Below are 12,852 nucleotides of genomic sequence, written 5' to 3'. Positions count from 1 at the left end.
ATGATTGAACTAACTGCAGCCGATATAGCGGCGATTACCGGCGGACGGATCGTTGGGGAGCCCGTCGGTGCCGCGGGGGAGACCGCCGGCATCACCGTGAGTTCCGCCACCACAGACTCCCGCGAGATTGAACCCGGCGGCCTGTTCGTGGCCAAGCCGGGCGAGACGGCAGACGGGCACTTCTTCGTCGCTGCGGCGTTTGAAGCCGGTGCCGTGCTGGCACTGACCGAACGCGAGGTCTCCGACGCCGCCGGCCGCCTCCTGCCGCAGATCGTGGTGGCGGACGCCGTGCTGGCCATGGGCGCCGTGGCCGCGGCCATCGTGGCCCGGCTGCGCGCCGCCTCGGGACTCGAGGTCGTGGGCATCACCGGCAGCGCCGGCAAGACCACCACCAAGGACCTGCTGGCGGGCATCCTGCGCCGGGTGGCGCCCACCGTGGCCCCCATCGGCTCGTACAACGGCGAGGTCGGCGTCCCGCTGACGGTGTTCGCCGCGGACTTCAACACCCGCTACCTGGTGGTGGAGATGGGTGCCACCGGCATCGGCCACATCCGGTACCTGACGGACATGGTCAACCCAGGCGTCGGCGTGGTGCTGGGCGTCGGGAGCGCCCACGCAGGGGAATTCGGCGGCGTGGAGAACATAGCGATCGCCAAGGGCGAGCTTGCCGAGGCGGTGCCACCCGGCGGTACCGTCGTGCTCAACGCAGACGATCCCCGCGTCCAGGCCATGGCCGGCCGCACCCGGGCCCGCATCCTGTACTTCACCTCCGACGACGACTTCACCCTGCCCGACGGGAGCGCGGCCCAGTTGCTGCGGGCCCGCGGCGCCGGTGTCAACGACGCCGGGCACCCCGACTTCACGCTTCGCTTCCCGGACGGCTCCGAGCACCGGGTAACCTCCGGGCTGATCGGCGTCCACCACGTGACCAACCTGCTGGCCGCCGCCGGCGCCGCCTGGGCGCTGGGCGTGCCGGCGGAGACCATCGCCGCCGGCCTGGACGGGGCCGGCCCCGCCAGCCGCTGGCGGATGGAGCGGACCGAGCGCGCGGACGGCGTCACGGTGATCAACGATGCCTACAACGCCAACCCGGAATCCATGCGGGCGGCGCTGCGCACGCTGGCCGAACTCGGCCGCGGCCGCCGTACCTGGGCGGTGCTGGGCGAAATGCTGGAATTGGGCGAAGACTCCGTGCATGAGCACGACGCGATCGGACGGATAGTGGTCCGGTTGAACATCTCGCACCTGATCGTGGTGGGAGAGGGAGCCAAGGCCATGCACAACGCCGCCGTCTTGGAAGGCTCCTGGGGCGACGAATCGCTCTGGGTGCGGACGCCTGAGGAGGCCCGCCGGGTGCTCGAGGAGAAGCTGGAACCGGGCGATCTGGTGCTGTTCAAGTCCTCCAACGGAGCCGGGCTGCGGTTCCTGGGCGACCGGATAGCATTAGGAAATCCGTCGACGGCTGGCCCCGCCGCGGCGGCAGCGCGCGGAATCGAAGCCCAAGAGGAAGGCCAGGCGCAGTGATAGCCCTGCTGATCGGTTCTGCCCTGGCGCTGGTCCTGTCCCTGCTCGGTACTCCCTTGTTCATCAAGCTGTTGGTGAGGAGGGGCTACGGCCAGTTCATCCGCGACGACGGCCCGACGGCGCACCACACCAAGCGCGGAACGCCCACCATGGGCGGCGTGGTCATCGTGGCCTCGGTGATGCTCTCCTACTTTGCCACGCACCTGATGATGTGGGTGATGAACGGGGACGCGCACCCCGGGCCCACCGTCTCGGCCGGCGTCCTTATGCTGCTGATGGCCGGCATGGGGCTGGTGGGTTTCCTGGACGACTTCATCAAAATCTCCAAGCAGCGCAGCCTCGGGCTGCGGGCCTGGGCGAAGATCGTGCTGCAGGGCATCGTCGGCATTCTCTTTGCCGTCCTGGCCCTGAACTTCCCGGACAATATGGGCCGCACCCCGGCCTCGATGAACATTTCCTTCGCCCGTGACATCCCGTGGCTGGACCTCGCCTTCGGCGGCACCGTGCTCGGCACTATCCTGTTCATCATCTGGTCGAACATTATCGTCACGGCAGCTACCAACGGCGTGAACCTGACCGACGGGCTGGACGGGCTCGCGGCGGGCGCGTCGGTGATGGTCTGCGGCGCCTACATGCTGATGGGCATCTGGCAGTTCAACCAGAGCTGCGGCTCGGTCAAGGTGCCCGGGGAGGTCTGCTACGAGGTACGCGACCCGCTGGACCTGGCGCTGCTGGCAGGGACCATGGCCGGCGCGCTGATCGGGTTCCTGTGGTGGAACACCGCGCCCGCCAAGATCTTCATGGGCGACACCGGGTCGCTGGCGATCGGCGGCGCCATCGCCGGGTTCGCCATCCTGTCCCGCAGCCAGCTGCTGCTGGTGGTCATGGCGGGCCTGTTCGTGATCATCTCGCTGTCCGTGATCATCCAGGTGGTCTACTTCAAGCTCAGCGGCGGCAAACGCGTCTTCAAGATGGCGCCCCTGCAGCACCACTTCGAGCTCAAGGGCTGGGCCGAAGTCACCGTCGTCGTCCGCTTCTGGATCATCGCCGGGCTGTGCGTGGCTGCCGCGCTGGGCATCTTCTACGCCGAATGGGTCCTGGGCTCATGAGCCGGCTCGATTCACTCACCTCCTGGGACGCGGACTGGTCCGGGCTGCGCGTGGTGGTCGCCGGCATCGGGCTGTCGGGTTTCTCCGCCGCCGACACGTTGATCGAATTGGGCGCCGCCGTCGTCGTCGTCGACGGCAGCGACACGGAGGAAAACCGGGCCAAGGCAGACACGTTGAAGATTGTCGGGGCCCGGCAGGTCCTGCTGGGCGAAGACCACGTCCGCGCACTGCCCGACGTCGGCGGGGAGCCGGCCGAGCTGGTGGTCGCCTCGCCGGGCTGGCAGCCCCGGACCCCGCTGCTGGCGGCCGCCGCCGACGCAGGAATTCCGATCTGGGGCGACGTCGAACTCGCGTGGCGGGTACGCGAACGCGCCGGCCGGCGCACTGCCGAATGGCTGGCCATCACCGGTACGAACGGTAAGACCACGACGGTGGGGATGGCCGAATCCATGCTGCAGGCGGCCGGGCTGCGCGCCATCGCCGCGGGCAACGTCGGCACGCCGATCCTGGACGCAGTGCGTGATCCCATCGGCTACGACGTCATCGCCGTCGAGCTTTCCAGCTTCCAGCTGCACTGGACCCACACGATGTCCCCGCTGGCCTCCGTGGTGCTCAACGTGGCCGAAGACCACGTGGACTGGCACGGAACCTATGAGGCGTACCTGGCCGACAAGGCCAGGATTTATGAGCGGACCAGGATCGCGTGCATCTACAACGCCGAGCAGCGCGAGACCGAGGAGATGGTCGAAGAGGCCGACGTCGTCGAAGGCTGCCGGGCGATCGGCTTCACCACCGGCATGCCATCGGTCAGCATGGTCGGCGTCGTGGAGAACCTGCTCGTGGACCGGGCCTACATCGAAGAACGCCGGGACTCCGCGGCCGAGCTGGCCGGCCTCAGCGACCTGGGTGAACCGGCGCCCCGGCACCAGGTGGCCAACGCCCTGGCCGCCGCCGCCCTGGTCCGGGCGTATGGCGTGGAACCGGCCGCGGTCCGCGAAGGACTCCGGCGGTTCGATCCGGGGGCACACCGGATCCAGAAGGTGCTGGAGCGCGCCGGAGTGCTGTGGGTCAACGACTCCAAGGCGACGAACCCGCATGCGGCTTCGGCCTCGCTGGCCTCTTTCTCCTCCGTCGTGTGGATCGCCGGGGGTCTGTCCAAGGGTGTCAACTACGACGAGCTGATCGCCGACCACGCGCGCAGGCTGAAAGCGGTCGTGCTGATCGGCAGGGACAACACCGCCCTCCTGGCCTCGTTGCAGCGACACGCACCGGATGTCCCCGTCGTCCACGCGTACCCGGGGGACACTGGAGGCAGGCCGCCGACGACGGGGAACGTTGACGGCGAAACCGTGATGACGGCGGCCGTGGAAGCAGCAGCCGGCATCGCCGCCGACGGGGACACCGTGCTGATGGCCCCGGCAGCCGCCTCGATGGACCGGTTCACCTCCTACGCTCACCGCGGCAACGCGTTCATGGAAGCCGTCCGCCGGTACGGAGAGGGACAGGCACCGTCGACTAAGGAGCAGTAATGGCCACCACCCGCAGCGGAAGCCGGCCACCGGCCGCTGCCCGCGGACACGCCGCTCCCGGGACGAAGGCCGCCCCCGCCGGCCGCCTGCGCGAGCTCCGCCAGCGCGGCACCGATCTGTTGGACCGCATCCAGGGCACCGGAACGCAGTCCAGCGGGGCCAGCTACTACCTGATCCTCGGCTCCGCCCTCGCCCTGACCGCCATCGGCCTGCTGATGGTGCTCTCGTCGTCGGCGGTGGAATCCATCGCCGATGAAACCTCGCCGTTCAGCCTGTTCATGAGGCAGGCCCTGTTCGCCGGCCTGGGCGTCACGGCGATGCTGGTCCTCTCGCGGTGGAAGGTCTCCACGTACCGAAAGCTGGCCTGGCCTGCCCTCGCGGTGTCGGTGCTCCTGCTGCTCTTGGTCTTCACCCCGCTGGGCGAATCGGTTGGCGGCAACCGCAACTGGATCCACCTTCCCGGCAATGTTTCCCTGCAGCCCTCGGAAGTCGCCAAGCTGGGGATGTCCCTATGGATGGCGACGGTGCTGGCGGCCAAGGAACGGCTGCTGGGCCAATCCAAGCACCTGCTGATCCCGGTGGTGTTCCCCGGTGCCCTCCTGGTGGTCGGCCCGGTGCTGCTGGGCAACGACCTGGGCACCGCGATGATCCTGATGCTCATCATCGCCGGCGGGCTGTTTTTCGCCGGCGCCCCGTTGAAGCTGTTCGGCCTGGCCGGACTCGCCGCCGGCGCGCTGGTGTTGCTGCTCGTGGTGGTCAGCCCGAACCGCATGGGCCGCATCCTCATGTGGACCGACCAGAGCTGTGAGGCGACGACCGGGCTGAACATGCAGTCCTGCAACGGGCTCTTCGCGCTGGCCTCCGGCGGCTGGTGGGGTGTGGGACTTGGCCAGAGCCGGCAAAAATACAACTGGATCCCGGAAGCCCACAACGACTACATCTTCGCCATCATCGGCGAAGAGCTCGGCCTGCTCGGCACCACCGTGATCCTGGCCCTGTTTGGTGTCCTGGCCATCGCGCTGGTCCGCACCGTGATGCGCCAGGAATCCCTGTTCGTACGGATCCTCGCCGGTTCCATCATGGTCTGGATCATCGGCCAGGCGTTCGTGAACATTGCGGTGGTCACCGGCCTGCTTCCGGTGATCGGCGTGCCGCTGCCGTTCATCTCCTACGGCGGTTCCGCCCTGACGGTGACCCTGGCCGCCGTCGGTGTACTCTTGTCCTTTGCCCGGACCGATGTGCCTGGCCGGAAGAAGTCCGGGGGACTCCTTGGCCGGCTGCGTCAGCAAGCGCCGGCCGGGAACCGCTGACCCCATCCCAGACCACCAGCAGTCGAGCAGAAGGTACTCCAGCAACACCATGAACACTTCCGAGCCCTCTGTTGTCCTGGCCGGCGGCGGCACCGCCGGGCACGTCAGCCCGCTGCTGGCCATCGCCGGAGCCGTCGTCCAAGCCGCCCCCACGGCCCGCATCCTCGCCGTGGGCACCGCCGTCGGCATGGAGACCCGGCTGGTCCCCGCGGCCGGATACCGACTCGCCACCATCGGGCGGGTGCCGCTGCCGCGCCGCCCGTCCCTCGACCTGCTGAAGCTGCCGTTCAAGTTCGCCGCGGCAGTGCGCCAGGCCGCGGGCATCCTCGACGGCGCGCGGGCCGACGTCGTGGTTGGCGTGGGCGGGTATGTGAGCACTCCGGTCTACATCGCCGCCCGGCTGCGCCGGGTGCCGATCGTGATCCACGAAGCCAACGCCCGCCCGGGGCTGGCCAACCGCGTCGGGGCACGGCTGACCCGGTGGGTCGCGGTCGCGTTCAAGGACACGCAGTTGCCCGGCGCCCGCTGGGTCGGCATGCCCATGCGGCCCGAAATCTCCACCCTGGACCGGGAAGCCTCAGGCGAGGCCGCGCGCCGGCGGCTGGGGCTGGCGCCGGACCAACCGACCCTCATTGTCACCGGCGGCTCCTCGGGCGCGCTGAGCATCAACCGCACCATCGGTGCTTCGCTGCAGGAGCTTGCCGCGGCAGGCGTCCAGGTGCTGCACATCACCGGGCGGAACAAAGCGCTGCGGGACGCCGACGGGCAACTGCTCGCCGCCCCCGGCTACCACCAGGTGGAATTTGTGGACAGCATGCAGGATGTCTACGCGGCGGCCGACCTCCTGCTGGCCCGCGCGGGCGCGGCCACGGTGTGCGAGATAGCCGCCGTGGGGTTGCCGTCCGTGCTGGTCCCGCTGCCGCACGGCAACGGCGAACAGGCCCTGAACGCGGCCTCCCTCGTGGCGGCCGGCGGGGCCGTGCAGGTCCGCGACGGCGAATTCACAACCCGCTGGGTCACGGACGAGCTGATTCCGTTGCTGAAAAACCCGGAGCGGCTGCAGCAGATGTCCGCGGCGGCACACGCCCTGGGAATCCGCGACGCGGACATCCGAATGGCACAATTGGTGCTCGAGGCAGCAGGGAGGACCACAGATGAAAGCCGCTGATTTCCACACCACGGCCCGGCTGCCGTTCGGCGACCTCGGCGCCGTGCACTTCATTGGATTGGGCGGCGCCGGAATGTCCGCCATCGCACGGATCCTGCTGGCCCGCGGCGTGCCGGTATCCGGTTCGGATGCGAACGACTCAGCGGTCCTGCGCCAACTGGAGGCGCTCGGTGCACGCGTCTTCGTCGGCCACGAGGCGGCCCATGTCGCCGGCGCGGACACGGTGGTGGTCTCCACCGCCATCCGGCCGGAAAACCCCGAACTGCAGGCCGCCGCCGCCGCCGGCCTGAACATCGTGCACCGCTCGGTGGCGCTGGCCGCCGCGATGGACGGGAAGCGGCTGATCGCCGTCGGCGGCACCCACGGCAAGACCACCACCACGGCCATGGCTACCGTGATGCTGCAGGCAACCGGATGCGACCCTTCGTTCGCCATCGGCGGCGATGTGGCGGCGCTGGGCGTCAACGCCGCCCACGGGCAGGGCGAATTGTTTGTCGCCGAAGCCGACGAATCCGACGGCTCGTTCCTCAACTACCGGCCGCAGGTCATCGTGGTGACCAATGTGGAGGCCGACCATCTGGACCACTACGGGTCAGCCGAGGCCGTGTACGCCTCCTTCGACCGGTTCGCCGCACTGCTTCCTGCCGACGGCACCCTGGTGGCCTGCCTCGACGACGACGGCGCCCGCGCCTTGGCGGAGCGGGCGGCAGCGTCCGGCGCAGGAGGCCGCGTGCTGGGCTACGGCTACGCGGCCGACGCCCAGGTGCGCATCGAAGGGACTGAATTCGCCGGCTCGGGGAGCACCAGCAGGATCGAATACTCCGGCGGCAGTTGCACGCTGCGGCTGCAGGTGCCGGGCGAACACAACATCCGCAACGCCGCCGCCGCCCTCGCCGTCGCCATCACGCAGGACATCGATCCGGCCGCCGCAGCCGATGGACTGGCCGGGTTCACCGGGGCGGCCAGGCGGTTCGAGGCCAAAGGCACGGCGGCAGGCGTACGCGTGTTCGACGACTACGCACACCATCCCACCGAGGTCCACGCAGCCCTCACGGCCGCGCGCAAGGTGGCCGGCGGCCACGCGGTGCATGTCCTGTTCCAGCCGCACCTGTTTTCCCGCACCCGGGAATTCGCGGCGGAATTCGCCCGGGCCCTGCAATTGGCCGACTCGGCCGCCGTCCTCGATATCTACGCCTCCCGCGAAGATCCGATCCCGGGCGTCACCAGCGAACTGATCACCAGCCGGCTGGCGCCCGGCAGCTATGCACCGGATTCGGGGCAGGCGGTGAGAGACATCGTGTCCCGCTCCCAACCCGGGGACATCGTGCTGACCGTCGGCGCCGGAGACGTGACCCAATACGGGCCGGTCTTGGTCGAGGCCCTGGGGCAGGCCGCAGCGGCGGCGCGATGAGTCCGCGCAAGCCACGCACTCCCGCTGCGCGTCCCGCCGCCCCCCGGCAGCCGGAAGCCCCCCGCCGGCCGGAGGCCACCGGGCAGCAGCCGCATCAGGCAGCGGCGGCGGACGCGGGCCGGGGTACGGACGCCGGCCGGGATCCGGGGGTGCGGATCAACACCGGCAGGGTGTCGGCCATGCCCGCCGCTGAGTCCGCCACGGCAGCCAAGCCGGCGCCGGCGGCCAGGCCCGCCCCGCGCGCCACCCCGCGCGGAGCGGGCAGGCCTTCCGGCGCGGGCGGCGCCACCGCGGTCAGGGCGGCGGCCGGGGCGGCGGCGCCGCCGCGGACACCCGGGTCCGGGGGAGCGGCACAGCCGCGGCGTTCGCCCAAGTCCGGCGCCCGCACCTCGTCCCTCGCCGGAAGAGCATCCCGCGCGCCGGGGAAGGCAACGGGCACCGGGCACGCTCCCGAAACCAAGCGGGGCGGGGCAGCTGCCCTGCTGGCGCGGTGGCGGGACCAGCGGACGGTACAGGGCACCGCGGGAGGGGCGGACCCCGCCGATACCACCGTTGTCAGCTTCCCCGAACCGGCAGCGCGCAAGACGCGGCGCCGGCTGTTGATCGCGGCCGGCGTTGTGGTCGTGCTCTTCGCGGTGTTGATGTCGGTCATCTTCCTGTCGCCGGCGCTGGCCGTGAAGACCATCACCGTCGAAGGCGCCGAATTGACCGAGTCCGCAACACTCACCGAGGCACTGCAACCGCTCACGGGCACGCCGCTGGCCCGGATCGGAGAGCGGGACGTCTATGACCGGGTCGGCCACCTGCCGGCCGTGGAGTCGGTGGAAGTGATCGCCAGGCCGCCGTCGGAACTGCATGTACGGATCATCGAGCACACACCCGTGGCTGTGCTCAAGGACGGCAGGAAATTCGTGCTGATCGACGAATCGGGGACGGAGCTGGCGTCGGTCGCCAAGCGCAGCGAGGCCAAACTGCCCTTGATCGACGGAGCCAAGGCCGCCGAAAACCCGGATGTCTTCGCGTCCATCACCGGCGTGCTCGCCGCGCTGCCGCCCGACGTCCTGAAACAGCTCAAGCACGCGTCCGCGCAGTCGGTGGACTCGGTGGAACTCCAGTTGGCCAGCGGCCAGAAAGTGCTGTGGGGCAACGCGGGGGAGCAGGAACTCAAGGCGACCGTGCTGCAGGCGCTGCTGCAGGCAAAGGGTGTCAAGGACAAGGCGAGCGTCATCGACGTGAGCACCCCCACGCGTCCGGTGACCCGTTGAGCGGGAGAGGAAAAGCGCAACATTCCGGGATCGCGCGACACGCGGAGCAAGGTCGTTGTGTGAGCCGGGGCTTGCGTCTAGCGTCTCGAATAGGAACTACTTGACATAACTCTAACCTTCAAGCTGAGGGTTAAGGTTAAGTGAAACTACCGGACAGGGTACCCGCCCGCTCCGGCAGAACTGATCAGTGCACAGACTCGAGCAAGGGACACAGGACGTGGCAGCACCGCAGAATTACTTGGCCGTCATCAAGGTCGTCGGCATCGGCGGCGGTGGCGTGAATGCCGTCAACCGGATGATCGAGGTGGGACTCCGCGGCGTGGAGTTCATCGCCATCAACACCGACGCTCAGGCACTGCTGATGAGTGACGCAGACGTCAAGCTCGACGTCGGGCGCGAACTCACCCGTGGTCTGGGCGCCGGCGCCGATCCTGAGGTGGGCCGGAAGGCCGCCGAGGACCATGCCGAAGAGATCGAGGAGGTGCTGCGCGGGGCGGACATGGTCTTCGTGACCGCCGGCGAAGGCGGCGGCACCGGCACCGGCGGCGCACCGGTGGTGGCGCGGATCGCCCGGTCGCTCGGCGCCCTGACCATCGGCGTTGTCACCCGCCCGTTCACGTTCGAGGGCCGCCGCCGGTCGAACCAGGCCGAAAGCGGCATCGAGACGCTTCGCGACGAAGTCGACACCCTCATCGTGATCCCCAACGACCGCCTGCTGTCCATCAGCGACCGCAACGTTTCCATGCTCGATGCCTTCCGGTCCGCCGACCAGGTGCTGCTCTCCGGCGTGCAGGGCATCACCGACCTGATCACCACCCCGGGCCTGATCAACCTCGACTTCGCGGACGTGAAGTCCGTGATGCAGGGAGCCGGCTCCGCGCTGATGGGCATCGGCTCCGCCCGCGGCGAGGACCGTGCCGTCAAGGCCGCCGAACTGGCCATCGCGTCTCCGCTGCTGGAAGCATCCATCGACGGTGCGCACGGCGTGCTGCTGTCGATCCAGGGCGGATCGGATTTGGGCCTGTTCGAAATCAACGAGGCCGCACGGCTGGTGCAGGAAGTCGCGCACCCCGAGGCGAACATCATCTTCGGCGCCGTCATCGACGACGCGCTCGGCGACGAGGCCCGGGTTACCGTCATCGCCGCCGGCTTTGACCAGGTGGACGTCACCTCCGCCCCGGCCCAGAAGCCCGCCGGCGCCCCGGCCGGTACGCCCGCCGTTCCCGCCGCACAGCCCTCGGTGCCCGTCTCGGAGCCCATGGAGCACAGCTTCAGCGGCGCCGTGCCGCAGTCGCAGCAAGTTCCCGCCGATGCCGGCTTCGACATGGATCTGCCGGCCATCGTGGAGCCGGACCTGAGCGCAGGCCGCGTCGACGACCTGGACGTACCGGACTTCCTGAAGTAACCCCCGAAGACAGGTCCGGCAGTGTTCTGGTGGAAGCAGCGGGTCCGCACCGGCGTGTGGGCCGCTTTTACCGACCGCTCGACCGGCAATCTTGGCCTGCATGTCGGGGACGACTCCGACACCGTGCTCCGGCGGCGCGCGTCGCTGGAAGATGCCATGTCCGTACCGGCCGGTTCGCTGCGGTTCATGAACCAGGTGCATTCTGCCGTCGCCGCCGTCATCCCGGCCGGGGGCGGGGAAGCCGAGACGGCGGAAAGAGCAGTGACGGCCGATGCGCTGATCAGTGCCGACGGCGCGGCGCCGCTTGCGGTAATGGTGGCGGACTGCCTGCCTGTCGTGCTGGCGGGGACGCTGCCGGACGGCGGTGCCGCCACCGCCGTGGCGCACGCCGGCCGCCGCGGACTGCTTGACGGGGTGCTGGCCAACACCGCCGCCCGGCTTCGGGAGGCCGGCTCCGGCGAACTGCAGGCGTGGATCGGGCCTTCCATCTGCGGGGCCTGCTACGAGGTCCCCGAGCAGATGCAGGCCGAGGCGGTTGCCAGGATTCCCCAACTGTCGGCGAGGACAGCCTGGGGGACCCCGGCCCTGGACCTTGCCGCGGGAGCCAGGGCAGAGTTGGCCGGGCTCGGTGTGGACGTGCACCAAGTGGGCGGCTGCACCCGGGAGGACGACAGGCTGTACTCCTACCGGCGCGATCAACGCACCGGCCGGTTCGCCGGCCTTGTCTGGAAGGATGCATGAGTACCGAGACCCGGAAGTCCGAACTGGCAGCGAACCTGGAACGTGTCCGGACCCGGATCGCCCGGGCCGCCGCGGGACGCTCCACGGAGCCGGAATTGATCGTGGTGACGAAGTTTTTCCCGGCTTCCGACGTCGCGCTGCTGCATGACCTGGGCGTCACGGACGTCGGCGAAAACCGGGACCAGGAAGCAGCCGCGAAGGCCGCCGAGCTTGCCGGTGCGGGGCTCCGCTGGCATTTCATCGGGCAACTGCAGACGAACAAGGCCAAATCCGTGGTGCGGTACGCGGACCTGGTCCATTCGGTGGACCGGCCGCAACTCGTCACCGCCCTCGGCAAGGCCATGGCGGCTGAGCAGGAACGGCGGGAGTCGGCCGGGCTCGAACCCCGGCCGCACCTGGACTGCCTGATCCAGGTAGACCTGGACGAGACCGGCACGCGGCAGGCCGCCGGCACAGCGGCCAGGGGCGGTGCCCGACCGGAGGACATCCCGGCGCTGGCCGATGCCCTCGGTGACACCAAGGGATTGAACCCCGCCGGGCTGATGGCGGTCGCTCCGCTGGGGGCAGACCCCGCCCGGGCCTTCGGCAGGCTGGTCGAGCTGTCGCAGCGGCTTCAGGAAGAGCACCCGGGCGCCGGACTGGTGTCGGCGGGCATGAGCCAGGACCTCGAAGCAGCGGTCGCTGCGGGCGCGACACACCTCCGTGTCGGCTCCGATGTCCTCGGCCCGCGACCGGCCGTGGGGTAGCGTTTTGGCTAGGCAGACTCCTTGCCGGGCCCGATATTCTGCGACCCGGCAAGGCGGACAGCAGCGCTGAAGACAGGATGGGAGCTACCATGGCAGGCACACTGCGCAAGACAATGATTTATCTTGGGCTCGCCGATGGTGACGAGCACTATGAAGCCGAGCAGGCAGACACGCCCGCTCGAGATGAGGAGCAGCCTGTGGACCAGCCCCGCCAGGAGCGCCGCCCCGAGCCCGCAGCGCCGGTGAAACAGGCTGCCGAGGAATACCGGGCGCCGGTGACGCCTATCAAGCGCGCTCCGTCGGCCCGCGAGGACGCCACCGTGCTGCACCAGATCACCACCGTGCATCCGCGGTCGTACAATGATGCCAAGATCATTGGCGAAAGTTTCCGCGACGGCATTCCGGTGATCATGAACGTCACGGACATGGGCGAAGCGGAAGCCAAGCGTTTGGTCGATTTTTCCGCCGGCTTGGTCTTCGGCCTGCACGGCAGCATTGAACGCGTCACGAACAAGGTCTTCCTGCTCTCGCCGTCAACCGTGGAAGTGCTGGGCGAGGACCGGAAATCCAGCGACCAGCAGGCCAGCTTCTTCAACCAGAGCTAGCCCGCCGCTACTTCCGGCAGGCGTGCCGCCAGTATTACT

Annotated in this window: 11 protein-coding genes; all 11 read left to right on the top strand. The window is 69.3% G+C overall.

What is annotated here, in order from left to right:
* The 11 genes from AC5RUK_RS04640 to AC5RUK_RS04590 all read left to right on the top strand — a co-directional run bounded on the left by AC5RUK_RS04640 (position 1) and on the right by AC5RUK_RS04590 (position 12,813).
* Positions 1–1,524, top strand: coding sequence for a UDP-N-acetylmuramoyl-tripeptide--D-alanyl-D-alanine ligase (locus AC5RUK_RS04640; RefSeq protein WP_493987476.1), 1,524 nt, complete (start codon positions 1–3; stop codon positions 1,522–1,524).
* Entirely contained in the window at positions 1,521–2,633 is a 1,113-nt protein-coding gene (gene mraY, locus AC5RUK_RS04635; RefSeq protein WP_494151495.1) for a phospho-N-acetylmuramoyl-pentapeptide-transferase, read from the top strand. Before AC5RUK_RS04640 ends, mraY begins: the two co-directional genes overlap by 4 nt.
* Entirely contained in the window at positions 2,630–4,162 is a 1,533-nt protein-coding gene (murD, locus tag AC5RUK_RS04630; RefSeq protein ID WP_493987474.1) for a UDP-N-acetylmuramoyl-L-alanine--D-glutamate ligase, read from the top strand. The genes mraY and murD overlap by 4 nt, the downstream gene beginning before the upstream one ends.
* A complete protein-coding gene (ftsW, locus tag AC5RUK_RS04625; RefSeq protein ID WP_493987473.1) occupies positions 4,162–5,472 on the top strand; it encodes a putative lipid II flippase FtsW in 1,311 nt (436 codons plus the stop codon). The genes murD and ftsW overlap by 1 nt, the downstream gene beginning before the upstream one ends.
* Before the next feature lie 49 nt (positions 5,473–5,521).
* The gene (gene murG, locus AC5RUK_RS04620; protein ID WP_494151494.1) at positions 5,522–6,640 is read left to right on the top strand and encodes an undecaprenyldiphospho-muramoylpentapeptide beta-N-acetylglucosaminyltransferase; all 1,119 of its coding nucleotides are present in this window, start codon (positions 5,522–5,524) and stop codon (positions 6,638–6,640) included.
* Positions 6,627–8,051: a UDP-N-acetylmuramate--L-alanine ligase gene (gene murC / locus AC5RUK_RS04615; RefSeq protein ID WP_494151493.1), complete on the top strand. Its 1,425-nt coding sequence runs from the start codon at positions 6,627–6,629 to the stop codon at positions 8,049–8,051. The genes murG and murC overlap by 14 nt, the downstream gene beginning before the upstream one ends.
* Before the next feature lie 179 nt (positions 8,052–8,230).
* A complete protein-coding gene (locus tag AC5RUK_RS04610; RefSeq protein WP_494151492.1) occupies positions 8,231–9,316 on the top strand; it encodes a cell division protein FtsQ/DivIB in 1,086 nt (361 codons plus the stop codon).
* Positions 9,317–9,533: 217 nt separating this feature from the next.
* Positions 9,534–10,721: a cell division protein FtsZ gene (ftsZ, locus tag AC5RUK_RS04605; protein WP_493987469.1), complete on the top strand. Its 1,188-nt coding sequence runs from the start codon at positions 9,534–9,536 to the stop codon at positions 10,719–10,721.
* 21 nt (positions 10,722–10,742) lie between these two features.
* A complete protein-coding gene (locus AC5RUK_RS04600; RefSeq protein WP_494151491.1) occupies positions 10,743–11,462 on the top strand; it encodes a purine nucleoside phosphorylase YfiH/LACC1 family protein in 720 nt (239 codons plus the stop codon).
* The gene (locus AC5RUK_RS04595; RefSeq protein WP_493987467.1) at positions 11,459–12,208 is read left to right on the top strand and encodes a YggS family pyridoxal phosphate-dependent enzyme; all 750 of its coding nucleotides are present in this window, start codon (positions 11,459–11,461) and stop codon (positions 12,206–12,208) included. Before AC5RUK_RS04600 ends, AC5RUK_RS04595 begins: the two co-directional genes overlap by 4 nt.
* A gap of 89 nt (positions 12,209–12,297) precedes the next feature.
* Positions 12,298–12,813: a cell division protein SepF gene (locus AC5RUK_RS04590; RefSeq protein ID WP_493987466.1), complete on the top strand. Its 516-nt coding sequence runs from the start codon at positions 12,298–12,300 to the stop codon at positions 12,811–12,813.
* Positions 12,814–12,852: the final 39 nt, after the last annotated feature.

The organism is Arthrobacter sp. Y3223065 (genome assembly GCF_059090885.1).
The sequence above is the reverse complement of the archived record's forward strand: the minus strand, read 5'-3'. Positions and strand labels throughout refer to the sequence as shown.

Bases quoted from the DNA above. Each gene is read 5' to 3' on its own strand.
- AC5RUK_RS04595 (WP_493987467.1), top strand. From the start codon at position 11,459: ATGAGTACCGAGACCCGGAAGTCCGAACTGGCAGCGAACCTGGAACGT.
- murC (WP_494151493.1), top strand. From the start codon at position 6,627: ATGAAAGCCGCTGATTTCCACACCACGGCCCGGCTGCCGTTCGGCGAC.
- AC5RUK_RS04640 (WP_493987476.1), top strand. From the start codon at position 1: ATGATTGAACTAACTGCAGCCGATATAGCGGCGATTACCGGCGGACGG.
- murG (WP_494151494.1), top strand. From the start codon at position 5,522: ATGAACACTTCCGAGCCCTCTGTTGTCCTGGCCGGCGGCGGCACCGCC.
- AC5RUK_RS04590 (WP_493987466.1), top strand. From the start codon at position 12,298: ATGGCAGGCACACTGCGCAAGACAATGATTTATCTTGGGCTCGCCGAT.
- ftsW (WP_493987473.1), top strand. From the start codon at position 4,162: ATGGCCACCACCCGCAGCGGAAGCCGGCCACCGGCCGCTGCCCGCGGA.
- AC5RUK_RS04610 (WP_494151492.1), top strand. From the start codon at position 8,231: ATGCCCGCCGCTGAGTCCGCCACGGCAGCCAAGCCGGCGCCGGCGGCC.
- murD (WP_493987474.1), top strand. From the start codon at position 2,630: ATGAGCCGGCTCGATTCACTCACCTCCTGGGACGCGGACTGGTCCGGG.